This window comes from Ructibacterium sp. SJQ-7 (assembly GCF_054696575.1).
Genome location: NZ_CP195193.1, coordinates 64,292 through 81,128, shown reverse-complemented (window position 1 = coordinate 81,128; position 16,837 = coordinate 64,292). Strand labels below are relative to the sequence as shown.

At 39.2% G+C, this 16,837-nt stretch carries 15 protein-coding genes and 2 pseudogenes; 2 read left to right on the top strand and 15 right to left on the bottom strand.

All coding sequences use genetic code 11. From position 1 onward, the window contains the following. Positions 1 to 33 precede the first annotated feature (33 nt). The 5 genes from frr to ACSAMO_RS00440 form a co-directional block, all read right to left on the bottom strand. On the bottom strand, positions 34 to 585 hold the full coding sequence (frr, locus tag ACSAMO_RS00460; RefSeq protein WP_117968097.1) for a ribosome recycling factor: 552 nt from the start codon (positions 583 to 585) through the stop codon (positions 34 to 36). Positions 586 to 618: 33 nt separating this feature from the next. Beyond that, a complete protein-coding gene (pyrH, locus tag ACSAMO_RS00455; protein WP_022229233.1) occupies positions 619 to 1,338 on the bottom strand; it encodes a UMP kinase in 720 nt (239 codons plus the stop codon). Positions 1,339 to 1,442: 104 nt separating this feature from the next. After that, positions 1,443 to 2,573: a tRNA guanosine(34) transglycosylase Tgt gene (gene tgt / locus ACSAMO_RS00450; RefSeq protein ID WP_482489903.1), complete on the bottom strand. Its 1,131-nt coding sequence runs from the start codon at positions 2,571 to 2,573 to the stop codon at positions 1,443 to 1,445. Positions 2,574 to 2,585: 12 nt separating this feature from the next. Continuing rightward, a complete protein-coding gene (gene queA, locus ACSAMO_RS00445) occupies positions 2,586 to 3,611 on the bottom strand; it encodes a tRNA preQ1(34) S-adenosylmethionine ribosyltransferase-isomerase QueA (RefSeq protein ID WP_482489901.1) in 1,026 nt (341 codons plus the stop codon). Between the two features lie 102 nt (positions 3,612 to 3,713). After that, on the bottom strand, positions 3,714 to 4,094 hold the full coding sequence (locus ACSAMO_RS00440) for a hypothetical protein (protein ID WP_499209541.1): 381 nt from the start codon (positions 4,092 to 4,094) through the stop codon (positions 3,714 to 3,716). Between the two features lie 596 nt (positions 4,095 to 4,690). Here ACSAMO_RS00440 and ACSAMO_RS00435 point away from each other — a divergent pair. Together ACSAMO_RS00435 and ACSAMO_RS00430 are read left to right on the top strand one after the other, a co-directional pair. Further along, complete coding sequence (locus ACSAMO_RS00435) at positions 4,691 to 5,986, top strand: restriction endonuclease subunit S (protein WP_499209540.1); 1,296 nt, start codon at positions 4,691 to 4,693, stop codon at positions 5,984 to 5,986. A gap of 138 nt (positions 5,987 to 6,124) precedes the next feature. After that, complete coding sequence (locus tag ACSAMO_RS00430; protein ID WP_499209539.1) at positions 6,125 to 6,934, top strand: tyrosine-type recombinase/integrase; 810 nt, start codon at positions 6,125 to 6,127, stop codon at positions 6,932 to 6,934. 39 nt (positions 6,935 to 6,973) lie between these two features. Here the strand turns inward: ACSAMO_RS00430 and ACSAMO_RS00425 are convergent, their stop codons facing one another. From ACSAMO_RS00425 to ACSAMO_RS00380, 10 genes and pseudogenes are all read right to left on the bottom strand, one after another. After that, on the bottom strand, positions 6,974 to 8,581 hold the full coding sequence (locus ACSAMO_RS00425) for a restriction endonuclease subunit S (RefSeq protein ID WP_499209538.1): 1,608 nt from the start codon (positions 8,579 to 8,581) through the stop codon (positions 6,974 to 6,976). After that, positions 8,581 to 9,510 (bottom strand): annotated as a pseudogene (locus ACSAMO_RS00420) (HsdM family class I SAM-dependent methyltransferase); the annotation flags it as partial. The gene ACSAMO_RS00425 and the pseudogene ACSAMO_RS00420, both read right to left, overlap by 1 nt. Before the next feature lie 256 nt (positions 9,511 to 9,766). After that, complete coding sequence (locus tag ACSAMO_RS00415) at positions 9,767 to 10,204, bottom strand: arsenate reductase/protein-tyrosine-phosphatase family protein (protein ID WP_499210107.1); 438 nt, start codon at positions 10,202 to 10,204, stop codon at positions 9,767 to 9,769. A 138-nt stretch (positions 10,205 to 10,342) separates the two neighbouring features. Beyond that, a pseudogene (locus ACSAMO_RS00410) lies at positions 10,343 to 10,420 on the bottom strand (4Fe-4S binding protein); the annotation flags it as partial. Then, positions 10,417 to 11,475, bottom strand: a complete 1,059-nt coding sequence (gene arsB, locus ACSAMO_RS00405; protein ID WP_499209537.1) for an ACR3 family arsenite efflux transporter — start codon at positions 11,473 to 11,475, stop codon at positions 10,417 to 10,419. The pseudogene ACSAMO_RS00410 and the gene arsB, both read right to left, overlap by 4 nt. Positions 11,476 to 11,487: 12 nt before the next feature. Then, positions 11,488 to 11,862, bottom strand: a complete 375-nt coding sequence (locus tag ACSAMO_RS00400) for a thioredoxin family protein (RefSeq protein ID WP_499209536.1) — start codon at positions 11,860 to 11,862, stop codon at positions 11,488 to 11,490. A 19-nt stretch (positions 11,863 to 11,881) separates the two neighbouring features. Further along, positions 11,882 to 12,895, bottom strand: coding sequence for a permease (locus ACSAMO_RS00395; RefSeq protein WP_499209535.1), 1,014 nt, complete (start codon positions 12,893 to 12,895; stop codon positions 11,882 to 11,884). An 84-nt stretch (positions 12,896 to 12,979) separates the two neighbouring features. Continuing rightward, the gene (locus tag ACSAMO_RS00390; protein WP_148461418.1) at positions 12,980 to 13,300 is read right to left on the bottom strand and encodes a metalloregulator ArsR/SmtB family transcription factor; all 321 of its coding nucleotides are present in this window, start codon (positions 13,298 to 13,300) and stop codon (positions 12,980 to 12,982) included. A gap of 184 nt (positions 13,301 to 13,484) precedes the next feature. Then, positions 13,485 to 15,068 (bottom strand): recombinase family protein, encoded by a 1,584-nt coding sequence (locus tag ACSAMO_RS00385; RefSeq protein WP_499209534.1) that lies wholly within the window; start codon positions 15,066 to 15,068, stop codon positions 13,485 to 13,487. Then, positions 15,050 to 16,834 (bottom strand): recombinase family protein, encoded by a 1,785-nt coding sequence (locus tag ACSAMO_RS00380; RefSeq protein ID WP_499209533.1) that lies wholly within the window; start codon positions 16,832 to 16,834, stop codon positions 15,050 to 15,052. Before ACSAMO_RS00380 ends, ACSAMO_RS00385 begins: the two co-directional genes overlap by 19 nt. Positions 16,835 to 16,837 lie beyond the last annotated feature (3 nt).

The following is a 16,837-nucleotide window of genomic DNA, read 5'->3' as shown; positions in this document are numbered from 1 at the left end:
GCCTGCCGGTCATATGCGTAGTGATTTTAATTATCAAACCTCAAGGATTTCTTTTTCCTTTGCGGCACTGATATTATCAATTTCTTTAATATACTTATCTGTCAAGTCTTGTATATCCTTTTCTGTTTCTTTCAAATCGTCCTCTGTGATTTCGCCGTCTTTCTTCATAGCCTTGTACTTATCAATCGCGTCACGTCTTGCGTTACGAATTTGCACCTTAGCTTCTTCTGTATACTTCTTTACAGTCTTAACAAGTTCTTTTCTTCTTTCCTCTGTCAGCGGAGGGAAGTTAAGTCTTATAACCTTACCGTCATTTTGTGGTGCTATACCGATGTCAGACGCATTGATTGCCTTTTCGATTTCCTTTAAAACGCTTGCGTCCCAAGGTTGAATAACAAGTAATCTCGGTTCAGGTGATGAGATTGAACCTACCTGTTGGACAGGCGTCATTGTGCCGTAGTAATCAATAGCAACTTTATCAAGTACAGACGCGTTTGCACGTCCTGCACGGATTGTCTTTAATTCACCCGCATAACCGTTTATTCTTTTTTCCATCTTTTCTTCAATTTCAGGATACTTACCCATTTTAAAATTCCTCCTTAAATATATCAATTAATCCTAAAGTTTTCCCTCATTATTTACAAGTGTACCTATTTTTTCGCCTTTTACCGCTCTTACAATGTTTTCAGGGTCGCTAAGACCGAAAACAAGTATAGGCATATTATTATCACGGCACATTGATGCCGCAGTTGAATCCATTACGCCGAGATTTTTTGAAAGTATATCACTGAATGAAAGTACATCATATTTCTTTGCGTCAGGATTTATATTAGGGTCGCTGTCATATACTGCATCAACTTTCTTTGCAAGCAATATAACCTGTGAATCTGTTTCAACTGCACGAAGTGCGGCGGCTGTATCTGTTGACATAAACGGATTACCTGTTCCGCAGCCGAATATTACTACTCTGCCCTTTTCAAGATGTCTTTCAGCCTTACCTCTGATATAAGGTTCTGCCACCTGTCGCATTTCAATCGCAGTCTGCACTCTTGTAGGTACATTGCAGTTTTCAAGTGCACTGCAAAGTGCCAACGCATTTATCGCAGTTGCAAGCATACCCATATGGTCAGCTCTTGTTCTGTCCATATTCTCACTGCTTCGTCCTCTCCAGATGTTTCCTCCGCCTACAACGATTGAAACCTGTACACCCATGTCCACAATTTTCTTTATGTTCTCACTGATATGTGCAATAGTATGCTCATCAAGTCCAAATCCATTTGTTCCCGCAAGTGCCTCTCCGCTTATTTTTAAAAGCACTCTCTTATACTTTGCTCTCATCTATGGTATCCTCCTTAAATTGTTATTCATATTGTATAATATTATACCAAAACTTTCACAAAAAAGCAATATAGAATTGTCATTTAATTATAGTTTTTGCACTATTAAAGTCTTTGTGCAAGCTTTTCAACATTTTCACGTCTGAATTCTTCAAATCTGTCCTCTTCTATCGCCTTTCTGATGCGTTCCATAAGCTCATTATAAAAATACAAATTATGAAGAACTGCCAATCTCATTCCAAGCATTTCTTTTGCCTTGAACAAATGTCTTATATATGCTCTCGTATAGTGCTGACAAGCAGGACAACCACATTCTTCGTCAATCGGTCTTGTATCAAGTTCATATTTTTGGTTCATTAAATTCATTGTGCCGTTTCTTGTAAAGATAAATGCGTGTCTTGCGTTTCTTGACGCGATAACACAGTCAAAGAAGTCTACACCTCTTGCAACCGATTCAATAATATTTGACGGTGTTCCGACACCCATTAAGTATCTCGGCTTATTTACAGGTGCATGAGGAAGTACAACATCAAGAATATGATACATTTCTTCGTGGCTCTCGCCAACCGCCAAACCGCCTATCGCATATCCCGGTAAGTCAAGTTCCGCAATTCTCTGCATATGCTCAATTCTTATATCATCGAAAGTTCCGCCTTGATTGATACCGAAAAGCATTTGATTTTTGTTAATTGTATCGTCAAGCGAATTAAGTCTTTCCATCTCTTTTTTACAGCGAACAAGCCATCTGTACGTTCTGTCGCATGAGTCCTTTACATATTTGTACGGTGCGGGATTTTCAATACATTCGTCAAATGCCATTGCTATGGTAGACGCAAGGTTTGACTGTATCTGCATACTTTCTTCAGGTCCCATAAATATTTTGTGACCGTCAATATGTGAATTAAAGCTGACGCCTTCTTCTGTTATTTTTCTCAAACCGGCAAGTGAAAACACTTGAAAACCGCCGCTGTCCGTTAAAATAGGTCTGTCCCAATTCATAAATTTGTGAAGCCCGCCAAGCTGTTTTATAACTTTGTCGCCCGGTCTTAGATGTAAATGATAGGTATTTGAAAGTTCAACCTGACATCTTATCTCTTTTAAATCCATTGTACTTACCGCACCTTTTATTGCCGCTATTGTTCCGACGTTCTGAAAAACGGGCGTCTGTACAACTCCGTGTACCGTATGAAATTCACCGCGTCTTGCATTTCCGTCAGTATGCAAAATTTTAAACATTTCGTATCTCCTTTATTTTATAAACATCGCATCGCCAAATGAAAAAAATCTGTATTTTTCCTGTACCGCTGTTTTATAGGCATTCAGCACATTTTCTCTGCCCGCCAAAGCACTTACAAGCATTATAAGTGTTGATTCAGGCAAGTGGAAGTTTGTTATAAGCGCGTCTATAACGTGAAATTCCTTACCCGGATAAATAAATATATTCGTCCAGCCTGTTTTTTGTTCAAGTTTTTCGTTTTCCATTCCGACCGTTTCCAAAACTCTTGTAGCAGTTGTTCCGACAGAAATTACACGTTTACCGTTTGATTTTGTTTTATTTACCAAATCGGCTGTTTCCTGCGGAAGTATATAAAATTCCGAGTGCATTTTATGTTCAAGTATATCATCGGCTTTAACAGGTCTGAATGTTCCGAGTCCGACGTGAAGTGTTACATAACCTATATTAACGCCTTTTGCCTTAATCTTTTCAAGCAATTCAGGTGTAAAGTGAAGTCCTGCCGTAGGTGCCGCCGCACTGCCGGGATTTTTTGCATACACTGTTTGGTATCTGTTTTTATCTTCAAGTTTATGTGTTATATAGTGAGGCAGAGGCATTTCTCCGAGTTTATCCAAAACCTCCTCAAATACTCCCTCATACTCAAACTTAACAAGTCTGTTACCGTCATTTATAACGTCCAAAACCTCTGCTTTAAGCTCACCGTTGCCAAAAACAAATCTTGCGCCGGGTTTAGCTTTTCTGCCAGGTTTCAAAATCACTTCCCAAGTATCAAGCGTATGCTTATGCAAAAGCAAAAATTCAATAGCACCGCCCGTGCCCTCCTTTTGACCGTACAGGCGTGCCGGAAGTACCTTTGTATCATTCAATATAAGTGCATCACCCTCATTTAGTTCATCGACTATATCATAAAAATGCTTATGCTCAATTTCACCTGTATTTTTATCAAGTATCATAAGCCTTGAAGAACTTCTGTCCTTTAAAGGTTCTTGTGCAATAAGTTCTTCGGGCAAGTCATAATAAAAATCCGTTCTTTTCAAAATAATTACCTCTTTTTTCTGTTCATTTAGATTACATTATACCAAAAAAATAAGGTTGTTGCAATAGTTTGCGACAACCTTATTAAATTTTAAAGAATTCTTTTAATTGACAGTTGTTATTGTATTAGTTAATGGGCATTTAGTATCATCCCACAACATAAATTTATAATTTGATGTTTCCGGGAAATCTGAAGTGATTGTCAAAGTACCGTCTGCTACTTCACCATTATTTAATTTAACTCCTAACAATTCGCCGTTTTCATCATATTCTGCAGTATACAATGTAACTTCAGGTAAATCACTATTATCCGCAGATGTTATTGTAAATGTTATTTTATTGTTTTTCAATTCTTTTTGAACTTCTACCTTATCTGCATATTTACCTATTGCCACAACATCAAACTTAGTTACAACATCAGGATTGAAGAATGTCGCATTACCATTAATTCGGTTCCAAACAAATGCTTTGAAATGGCTTAACAATGCGGTTTATTGGGGTTGTGTATTGTAAAATAAAAATTGTGATTTGATAATATTTTTATTATCCTTAACCATTCACTTCTTTTTATTCATTAATCAATTCCTGTACAAGATATTCATCGCTCATACAATGCATATCAGATACACCGTTACTCATTAATTCATACAACTGTGAATGATAAAAATATCCAATGCTTTTTCAATAGTGATTGCATTTTTCTTTGCAAAAAAGTTCCACCACACGAGCATATTTCTTTTGCAACAAAATCGGATTAGCATTCATAGCTATTCACTCCATTCAAAGTGCAAATAGTTCAATGCTTTATCTGTACGAAAAGCTATTTGTAAGTTCGCCTTGCCAATCTCCTGTTATTTCGCTTATTAGCGGTTACAGCAGGCGTCTTGAGTATATCCACACTTTTTGATATACGTTTAGCAAAAATCAAAAATAGCATGGCAGTATTAAAACCACTATGCTATAAAAAGTTTAATTTTTTTGGAGTGGTACATAATTTGATAATTTGCATTATGAGAGGTTCAACGACGGTACCGTAAAATGTATCGAAGATGAAATCCCTTTCAACTTGCCAGAGGGGTGGGTGTGGACGAAGTTAGGGTGCATTACTGATGTTATTCAATATGGTTTAAGTAATTCTGCTGAATCAACTGGTGACTATCGACTGCTAAGAATTACAGATATTCAGGATGGTTATGTGGATTGGGAGTCTGTCCCTTTTACTAATACAGATGCCGCAAAAAAATATTTGCTCCATAAAAATGATATAGTATTCGCACGTACTGGAGCTACTGTTGGTAAATCTTTTTTAATTACTGATTTGCCATATGATTCTGTATATGCATCGTATCTCATTAGAATAAGGCTTATAAAGGGTATCTCAGCAAATTACATTTATCAATTTTTTAATAGTTATTGCTATTGGAAACAAGTCACTGGTAAGGCAATAGGTGTTGGACAACCAAACTGCAATGGAACTGCACTAAAAGAACTCTTTATTCCATTGCCATCACAAGCAGAGCAAAATCGAATTGTTTCGGTTGCTAATAATCTTTTGAAGATTGCCGATATTATTTCTTTTGAACAAGAAGATTTATCTGAACTTATACAGACCGCAAAATCCAAAATCCTTGACCTTGCTATTCGTGGCAAACTTGTACCACAAGATCCGAACGATGAGCCGGCTTCTATGCTTCTTGAGCGTATTCGTGCAGAAAAAGAAGAACTCATCAAGCAAGGTAAAATCAAGCGTAATAAGAAGGAATCTGTCATCTTCAAAGGTGATGATAACTCTTATTATGAGAAGATGCCTGACGGAAAGCTGAATTGTCTTAATGAGCAACTTACGTTTGAGCTTCCTGAAGGTTGGGAATGGTGCAACTTATTGATGATTGGTACGACAAATATTGGTCTTACCTATCGTCCTGCCGATATTGATACTCAAGGAATTATGGTTTTGCGTTCATGTAATATTGTAAATGAGAAAATAAATCTTACCGATTTAGTGCGTGTAAAAACTTCAATAAGAACAAATCAATTCGTTCAGAAAAACGATATTTTAATATGTGCCAGAAATGGAAGTCGTACTCTTGTAGGAAAATGTGCTTTAATTCCTGAGTTAGATGAACAAGCATCATTTGGGGCATTTATGGCAATATACAGAACACCATATTTTGGTTATATTATTCATTTTCTTCGTTCCAATTTCTTTAGAAGTATTTTCGATGATAGTAACTCTACCACAATCAATCAGCTTACTCAGGATATGCTTAAACGAGCTATTGTTCCACTCCAACCATTAGCGGAACAACATAGGATAGTGAAAAAACTCAATACTCTGCTTACAGATTTAAGTTATATTGAAAAGGAACTCAACTGAGATTCGAAGAAATGATATTCAATTATAGAATGTTCAACACATAGTGACAGAAATTCAACATAAGAGGATTGTAGACATCTTCGATATAATATTAGAGCGACTATTTCGCAAAAATATTTTATCGGAGGTGTCTTTTTTATGAAGGCAAAGCAAACATTTGAGGAATACTTGAGAAAGGGGAATTTATCAGAAAACACGATTACATCTTATCTGTGGACAGTGAATTATTTTTTGGAACATTATGACACTGTAAGCAAAGAAAATTTACTTGCATACAAAGGTTATTTAATGGAATTTTTCAAGCCAAAGACGGTGAATTTGCGTATACAAGCGATGAACAAGTACTTGGAATATTTGAAAAAACAGCAGTTGCAGTTAAAAGCTGTAAAGGTACAGCAGAAGAATTTTTTAGAAAATGTTATCAGCAATGCAGATTATAATTTTCTGAAAAAGCAACTCAAAAAGGACGGCAATATGGAATGGTATTTCGTTGTCTGGTATTTAGCTGCTACAGGGGCAAGAGTAAGCGAGTTGATTCAAATTAAAATTGAGCATATCGAAATCGGATATTTCGATTTATACACTAAAGGCGGAAAGCTTCGACGATTGTACATACCGAAAAAATTAAAGAAAGAAACTCTCGAGTGGCTGAATGACACACAGCGTTCTTCCGGTTATTTGTTTCTTAACAGATATGGCAATAGAATTACCACCCGCGGAATTTCACAACAGCTTAAAAACTATGCCGAAAAATACGGACTTGATAAAAAAGTGGTTTATCCTCATTCATTCCGCCACAGATATGCAAAGAATTTTCTTGAAAAATATAATGATATTGCTTTATTGGCTGATCTTATGGGGCATGAAAGTATTGAAACAACACGAATTTATCTTCGCCGTACCGCCAGTGAACAACAAGAACTTGTAAATAAAATTGTAACTTGGTAAAAAACATTCAGCCGTCCTCGGATGAGGGCGGCTAAGATGTTAATTTGCATTTTTTGCGATGGAATCAAGCAGAAAGAATAATTGATCAACTTTCTTAGATATTCGCTTTTGTTCATTTATAGGTGGAATAGGAATAAGAGTAGTTCTAATATGTTCAAGATGAAGATTAGGAACACCTATTCCTTTTAGAGAACTATTAAAATAATCTTGAATGGTATTACTTGCTAGTATTTTTAGTAAGTATTGTGGCAAAATATCGTTATTGCTTATTACTCTCAAAAGAGCCAATGTTACGTAAATATCAAATTCACACTCTCTATCTACTATTGCAGCAACTCCTGTGGTTCCATTTTTCGCAAGTAATATATCATTTATTTGCGGTGATATTCTTGAATATAGTTCATCATGCAAAGATTTTGGAATATACATAACATCATTCCAATTAATTTTTCCTGTAGTTATATTTTTTGCTGACAAAAAGATATAACCTGTATCAGAATATGTGGGGGTTTTATGAGTTCCATCAGTTATAGGATAACAAATAGTCTGCAATCTACTCCATTCCCAATTTTGCGGTAATTCAAATGGTATTTCATCATCAATATTTGTTGTTTCATCTCCAATACTTTCATAGTAAGAGTTATCATCACCTTTGAAGATGACAGATTCCTTCTTATTACGCTTGATTTTACCTTGCTTGATGAGTTCTTCTTTTTCTGCACGAATACGCTCAAGAAGCATAGAAGCCGGCTCATCGTTCGGATCTTGTGGTACAAGTTTGCCACGAATAGCAAGGTCAAGGATTTTGGATTTGATCTGTGAAACTAAGTTAACAATTGCATCACTATCAGTATTGATAAAATCCACCTTAGAAATCAAATTGTTTACAGCAGTAACAATTCGATGTTGTTCTTGAATAGGTGGTATCGGAATTAAATATTTTTTTAGTACATCAAATGGTGGAATATTTTTTAATGCGATACCATGTCCTTGTTCCTGTACTGCACTCTTTAGTTTGAAATCAAAATACGTTAAATAAAAATCCATAGTTTCTAAATCAAATAAAGAAATTTTCATTAATGCTTGATTTATAATGCCTTTTCTCATTCCTATTGGTAATACAAAAGTTTCTCCGATTGTGCCAGCGCAGCTGACGATGATGTCGTTAGGAAACACCTCAAAACCTTTCAGTGATTCATATTTTTCAGCAGAAATGAAATAACTACCTAATGTTGCATCCTTGTTAATTGCATTTTTTTGCTCGTAAACTTTAACAGCATCTGGAATGTCTGGAACAAACATTGCTTTAGTAATGCTACTTCCAAAAGGTCCTTTTTTATACTGTGCTAGATATCCAAGACGTTCCCATTCCCACCCTTTTGGTAGCTCAAATGGTATCTCATCTTCGATACATTTTACGGTACCGTCGTTGAACCTCTCATAATGCAAATTATCATCACCTTTGAAAATGACAGTATCTTTTTTTATATCCTTAGGTTTTAGCTTTCCGTCCTTAACCATCTGTTTCTTTTGTTCACGAATACGCTCCAAAAGAACAGACGCCGGCTCATCATTTGGATCTTGCGGTACAAGTTTACCTCTGATTGCTAAATCCAATATTTTTTGCCTTAATGCTTTGGTATCCATTACTCATCCACCTCGCCTATTATTTTTTCCAATTCGGCAACAGCGTTCACAATATTAGCTGACTTCTCCTTGATTTCCTGAAGCAGTTCTGCAAGGGTGCGGTCATCTGCACCGTTATTAATCTTCATCCATGTAATATCAAGGCTTGTCTTATCACGAGCCATAATCTCATCTATTGTGAATTTACGCCATCTCCCATTAGGATTTTCCTCACTGTATGTTTCCTTACGCTTGCTTAAATCTCCGTCAGCATAACACTTAACAAACTCATCAAAATGTTCTTTCTTCAATGGATTTGTCTTACCGAAAGAAGGCATATCAGAACGCAAGTCATAAATCCAAACTTCTTTAGTATTATCCTTATCGGTCTTACCTCTTGTAAAGAATAAAACGTTTGTCTTCACACCCTGTGCGTAGAAGATTCCCGTAGGCAATCGGAGAATCGTATGAAGATTACACTTATCCATCAAGTCCTTACGGATACGCTCCCCGTCACCATCCGCAAACAATACGTTATCAGGCAAAACAACTGCAGCACGCGATTTACCGTCAGTCTTTAAGCTACGGTAAATGTGCTGGAGAAAATTAAGCTGTTTGTTGCTTGTCGGAAACGTAAAATCATCACGTGTTGCACGCTCTCCGCCTTTCTTAGTTCCAAACGGAGGATTTGTTAAAATCAGATTATATCCTTTCATTGATTTTCCGATATTAGAAAGTGTATCGCCTAAAACAATCTGACCGTCAATATCGTGAAGCATAGCATTCATCAAAGCAAGACGATGCGTGTCATGTACAAGTTCACAACCTGTAAAAGCTTCTTCTTTCTCAAATCTTGCCATATCAGCGTCAAGTGAAAAGAAATCATCTGTGTTATCTCTGACATATTGACTTGCTGAAATCATAAATCCGAAAGTACCGCAAGCGGGGTCTGTTGCCGTTCTAAAAATGATACAATGTAACGGTACACCTTTTAACGATGAACACGCACACCCATTAGTGGGTGCATAATTTAACGATGCCGTGTTCATTTGCACACGGTGGTAACGATTGGGTGCAAAGGCCTATATCTTTTCATAACTCCGTAATTTGCAAAAAAAATATCTATTTTATTATAATCGGAAATGTTTGATTTCACAAGCAAAAATACCGCCAGTTAACTTCACATCAACAAGGGCGGTATTCTTCTCAGCTTAGTTTTCTTTTCAGTTTTTCTACATTCTCAAAAATCGCTTGAATCGTTTTTTCAAACTCATCATCGCTCTTTCCAGAAGGATCATCCAGCCCCCAATTCTCGGCATACTGAGATGGAACATTTGGGCAGCTTACATTGCATCCCATGAAGATGACTACATCTGGCTGCGGTATATCTTTAATCAGCTTATTATGTTGGGTTCGCTCCATATCTATGCCATGCAGCTTCTTCATCATGCGAACTGCATCAGGGTTGATATGGTCTTTCAGTTCTATTCCGGCAGAATAGCTTTCAAACACATCGGATGCCAGTTTCTTTCCTAATGCCTCTGCTATCTGGCTTCGACAGGAATTATGCACACAGACGAATGCTACCTTCGGTTTTCCATCACATTCAAGTTCAGGCTTATAGGACTCAAAATCATAATCAATATCTAATGTACCATTATCTCCAAAATAGTGAATTGCTGCAGCCGGACATTGCCGCTCACATCCGTGACAGCCATGAACGCAGCCTATTCCATACACAACCCTCGGCTTTCCATTCTCATCATTCGGCTTATATACTCCGTGTCGGCACATATTGTTGCAAGCCATACAGCCAACACATTTGTCATAATCAATGACTGGATACCATGCTTTGCTCATCTATTATCTCCTTTCTGTGCAAATGAATTTTTAGTCCTATTTGCTATCTTTACTAATGTCAGCATAACAGGAACTTCCGTGAGAACACCCACTGTTGTAGCCAATGCCGCAGGACCTGTTGTTCCAAACAGCGCAATCGCAACTGCAACAGATAATTCAAAGAAGTTAGATGCGCCAATCATTCCCGCCGGAGCCGCCACATCATGGGGAAGTTTCCAAAGTTTGCAGGCAAAGTATGCAATAAAGAAAATCAAAAATGTCTGAATTGTGAGTGGTACTGCAATTAACACAATGTGTAGCGGATTCGATAAAATTACTTCTGTCTGAGATGCAAAAATTAACACCAAAGTAAGAAGTAATCCAATGATAGTTGCATTATCAAACTTATGAACGAAAATGTTATCAAAGTATTCCTGACCCTTCTTTTTTATCAAAGTAACACGAGTTAGTATTCCGCCAATCAGCGGAATGACAACAAACAAGATAACGCTGATAATCAATGTACTGTATGGAACTGTCACATTGGATACTCCTAACAGGAACTTCACAATAGGCACAAATGCAACCAGTATGATTAAATCGTTGGTTGCCACTTGCACCACGGTATATGCCGGATTGCCTTTTGTAAGAGTACTCCAAACAAAGACCATCGCCGTACATGGTGCTGCTCCAAGGAGAACCGCACCTGCCAGATACTGTGTTGCAATGTCCGGTGTAATCCATGCTTTGAATACTACAAAGAGAAAGAAACTGGCAATTCCATACATGGTGAATGGCTTAATGAGCCAGTTCACTATCCATGTAACAATCAATCCCTTTGGATTTTTCCCTACCTGTTTCACACTCTGGAAATCTACCTTCATCATCATGGGATAAATCATCACCCAAATGAGAATGGCAATGGGAATAGATATACCCGCAACCGTCAGCTGATTCATAAAGGCAGGGACAGCAGGCAGAAATTTTCCAATCAAAACACCTGCCACCATGCACAGAAACACCCAGACTGTCAGGTAGTGATTAAAAAAGCTGATTTCACTTTTCTGTCTGCTCATGACGCCCCTCCTTTAGAATCCCAGTTTATGAAGCAGTTTCTCTACATCTGCGGCTTTCATAACCTTTCCCATAGAAACAACTTTTTCGTTGACTACAAGAGCAGGCATACTCATTACTCCGTACTCCATAATTTTCTGCATATCTGTAACATACTCTACTTCGACAGAAAGTCCCATTACCTTTACCGCTTCCTTGGTATTTTCCAACAAGTCGTGACAATTCTTACATCCGCTGCCAAGAACTTTAATGCAGCATATACCATTCCCTGCTTCAGCACAACAATCGTTTGTAATCTCTGTCGTTTCCGATGTCGGACAGCTACAGTTACAAGCACAAGCAGGTGCTTTCTTCTCTTCTTTTTTCTTTCCAAAATTAAATAATGTCATAACTGAATCTCCTCCTGTTTTAGATAAATAAATATTGGAATACATTAAATCCATATCCCACCAATATGATACCAATTGTACAGATTGCAATAAAGGTAGCAAGCAGCTTTGGCTTTACAGCCTTACGTAACATAATCATAGAAGGTAGAGATAATGTTGTTACTGCCATCATAAAGGATAGTACTGTGCCAAGCTGTGCGCCTTTACCAAGCAGTGCTTCTGCAACTGGAATTGTACCAAAAATATCCGCATACATCGGAATGCCAAGTAATGTAGCAAGCACAACACCAAATGGGTTGTTGGAACCAAGCACCATCTCAATCCATTCCTCCGGAATCCAGTTATGAATGACTGCACCGATACCTACACCAATCAAAATGTAAGGAAACACCTTCTTAAATGTAGAAACGACTTGATCCTTTGCATATTCTAATCTTTCTTTTACTGTAAGCGTTTCTGTTTCAATATCTACTGCGGATGCCTTACGAATAAATTCTTCCACCTGATTATCCATATGGAGTTTTTCGATAATCGTACCACCTACAACTGCAACAATCAGACCAACTATGACATACACAATGGCAATCTTCCATCCGAAAATACTCATCAGAAGTACCAGTGAACCAAGGTCTACCATTGGCGAAGAAATCAAGAACGAAAATGTCACACCAAGTGGCAGTCCGGCACTTGTAAATCCGATAAATAGTGGAATGGATGAACAGGAACAAAACGGTGTAACTGTACCCAGCAAGGCTCCAATGATATTTGCCCATACTCCATGGAATCTTCCCATGATTTTTTTGCTTCTTTCCGGCGGGAAGAAACTCTGAATATAGGAAATCAGAAAGATTAAGAAACAAAGCAGTATTGTAATTTTTACAACATCATATATAAAAAACTGCACACTGCCGCCAATTCGCCCAGTCACATCAAGCCCCAGACTACTCAGCAAATCTCCAATAAGGGCATTCAGCCACTTCATACCAAGAACTTGATTTTGAATAAATTCTCCTATTGCTTTTATCACACTCATAAATAACAGCCTCCATCCCATTTATTCATTTATATGTGTCTATATATAGAATTATGATATAGGCAATCCGAAGATTGCCTAATCTTATTCCTCTCTGCAGGAATCACATTTCTTATATTTTTTATAATCATTTTCGCTAATTGTATAGTGCTGAACCAAATCAAATAATCGTTTACTGCCTTCCAACGAAAGAGAGTAGTGCATCCATTTTCCATCCTTGCAGCTATCTACGATACCTGCATCACATAATATTTTCATATGGTGTGATAAAGTTGGCTGTGTGATATGAAGTTCTTCCAGCAGAACACATCCACACTTTTCTCCGTCTTGCAGAAGTTCAAGAATCGATAACCTATTCTCGTCAGCAAGAGCCTTGATTAGTTTTACATCTGCCTTGTAACTCATTTTTCATCTACCCCTTTCTTAAAACTGTAATAATTATATCGCACACATAGAAACTTGTCAATGTTTCAATATTAAATTCGTATTCTTCCACAATTTATAGTTATAATTTGCCTTTGCTATTTATACAACAACCACAAAACACCTTGCATCTCAGCAAGGTGTCCATGTATATCTCTGTTCAGTTTTATGCCTGTACTTCCGAGCCGTCTTTAAATGTGACGGTCATTTTCTTATCCTTATCAACCGTAATGTACTCAACCATGCTGCCCCACATCCCGGCATCAAATTCCGTGATAGGCTCTCCATGCTTTTCAAGGGTGTCAATGAAAATGCCCAGTTTTTCATAATGAGCCTGCTTTTCCTCGATGGCTTCCACTATAGCATCGTACCTTGATTTGACCTTTTCGTATCGCTCTACCAAACCGTCATAGCGTTTCTGGTAGTCCTCCTGGTTCTGTGCGGTTCTCGCATTCTCCGCCACACAGCTTTGGGTCAGTTCCACCACAATTTCCATCTCGCTGCGAAATTTGTCCTGTTCTTGCTCCAAAGCAGTGACATCGCAAACCGTCTGCCGTATAAGCTGAATATTTTCTATGATTTCATCTCTCTCGGTAATAAGGGTATTCATTGCCTTGATAAAAGCAGCGATGATTTCTTCTTCCGTAACATGAGGTGTTTCGCATTTTCTGTTTCCATCGAATTTATGGTTGCAGCGGTAAATGACCCTGCGGTACTTGTCATTGGAATGCCAGACCTTGGAGCCGTACCAACTGCCGCACTCGGCACATTTTATCTTGTTTGAGAAGATGCTGACCCCACTGTACCTTGCTTCGTTTTTCTTGGAGCGTTTGGCAAGTTCCACCTGCACCAAATCATAAACGCTTGGCTCGATAATGGCTTCGTGGTTGCCCTCCACATAATACTGCGGAACTTCGCCCTCATTTTTCTTGGTCTTTTTCTGCAGGTAATCCACCGTGAATTCCTTTTGGAGCAAGGCATCACCCTTGTACTTCTCATTGGAAAGCATCCTGCGGACGGTTGCTCCGTTCCACTTGTCCTTGCCGCCAGGGGATTTTATGCCCATTTCGGTCAGTTCCACTGCTATGCTGTGTGGTGTCATGCCCTCAAGGAATCTTCTGAATATCAGCTTCACTATTTTTGCCTGTTCTTGGTTGACCACGATATTCCCATCAGGTCCCTTCTCAAGACCAAGCACACGGGAATAGGCGAAGCTGACTTTTCCGTCAGCAAAACGCTTTCTGTGTCCCCATGTGACGTTCTCGGAAATGGAGCGGCTTTCTTCCTGCGCCAGTGAACTCATAATGGTGAGGAGCAGTTCGCCCTTACTGTCAAAAGTCCAAATATTCTCCTTTTCAAAATAGCACTCCACGTTATGTTCCTTCAGCTTTCGGATGGTAGTAAGGGAGTCCACTGTATTTCGTGCAAATCGGCTAACCGACTTTGTTATGATAAGGTCGATTTTACCTGCCAGGGCATCTGCCACCATGCGTTTGAAGCCATCTCGTTTTTTGGTGTTAGTCGCAGATATTCCTTCGTCTGTATATATCCCGGCAAACTCCCAATCCTCTCTGCCTTTGATATAATTCGTGTAATAATCTACCTGTGCCGCATAGCTTGTGACCTGATCTTCATGGTCAGTGCTGACACGGGCATAACCTGCCACCCTACGTTTCTTCCTGCTGTTGACCGGAGTGGCGGTAAATTTATTTATGGTTGCAGGAATAGCCGTTACTTTTCTTTGCGCCAATTTTCGCCACGCTCCTTTCTCATCTGCTTCATTCGTTCACTCATCTCGGTTTTTCGCTCCGGAGTCCATTTTTCCTTCATAAGGCTTCGCATATGTGCTTTCTGTTCCTCTGTCCTTGGCAGTCGCTTTGGAGCAGGCGGTGTATAAATCACTGCCGTTACCGTGCCGTCCTTTTTGTGAATCTCCAAGTCCTTATCCGTCAGCACTGAAATGTAGTCCACGGTCTTTCTGAACACCGCTTCATCAAACTCTGCCATTCCAAGGGTATCTGCAAGAAGCGGTATAAGTACATCCTCACGCAAGCCTGCCGTTTGACAGCCATTGCTGTGTTCGGAGCATCGCCAGTAATTGACCTTTCCGCTTTCCGCCGTGGCTGACGGCTGTGTGGCTCTGCGGAAATTACATCCACAATTCTTGCACTTGATTTTTCCAGTAAAACAGGATGAGCCTTTGCAGTTCGTACCGTTCTTTCTTCTCTTGGCAGAAGTTTTGGCACGATATTCTGCCGTCCAGCAATCCTTATGTCCTGTGTTTGGACAGTCCTTTGTGATAACCCTGCCATCTGTCATATGAAACTCCAGCACATAACGTTTTGGAACATCGATATGGTCAACCTCTCGAAGAAAAATCTCCTCATTGAATTCTTCTAATCCCAGCACCTCGGTGCAGGCTTTGACCATATTCTTATGGTTAATGCTCCCGCCAACCTCACAGCGGCCACCCTTTTTCTTTCTCGAACCACAGCACCAAAACTCAAGATAGTTGCCACGGTCGGTACGCTTGTTGTGCATATAGCTGACACCGCAGTGAGGGCATTTGATTTTTCCCGTAAAGCAGGTGGTGTTCAGGCTCTTATTCGCCAATGCACCCAGTTCTTTTCGCCTTGCAATCTCATCCTGCACATACTGGAATGTTTCCATATCGATGATTGGCTCGTGGGTATTCTCCACGAAATACTGCGGCAATTCGCCACGGTTCTTTTTGCGATGCTTTGTGATAGGGTCCTCGATGAACTCCTTCTGCAGGAGAAGATTCCCTGTGTAGGTGATATTGGTAAGCACCACCTTAATGTTAGAATCCACCCATCGACATCCGTTTGACGTGGTAATGCCCTCGGCAGCAAACTCCTTTTCCGTTTCAAGCCTTGACTTGCCGTCAAGGAAATTCTGAAAAATGCGTTTGACGATTGCGGCTTCACTTGGCTCTATCACAAGCTGGTCTTCATCCCATCGATATCCAAAAACTCTGAACTTACCGTTCGGAATACCTTGTTCAAAGCGTTTCTTGGTTGCCCAGCGAACGTTCTCGCTAATGGAACGGCTCTCTTCCTGGGCGAATGATGCAAGGATGGAAAGCATAAGTTCACCGTCACCGCTCATGGAATTTATATTTTCCTTTTCAAATCTCACCTCGATACCCTTGGCTTTGAGGTCTCTTACCGTTTTCAAAAGGTCAACCGTATTCCTGGCAAACCTCGAAATGGACTTTGTAAGAATGATGTCTATTTTTCCTTTCTCGCAGTCGGCAAGCATACGCTTGAATTCATCACGCTTTACCGTATTCGTGCCGGAGATAAAATCATCGGCATAAACACCCGCGTACTCCCAATCGGGATTCTTCTGAATCAGCTTGCTGTAATAGCTGACCTGCGCGGAAATGGAATGCATCATTCTCTCCGACTGCATGGATACTCTGGCATAAGCCGCCACTTTTTTTAGTTGCTTTATGGCAGGCACAGTCGGTTCAATTTTGCTTATTTTCGGCATATA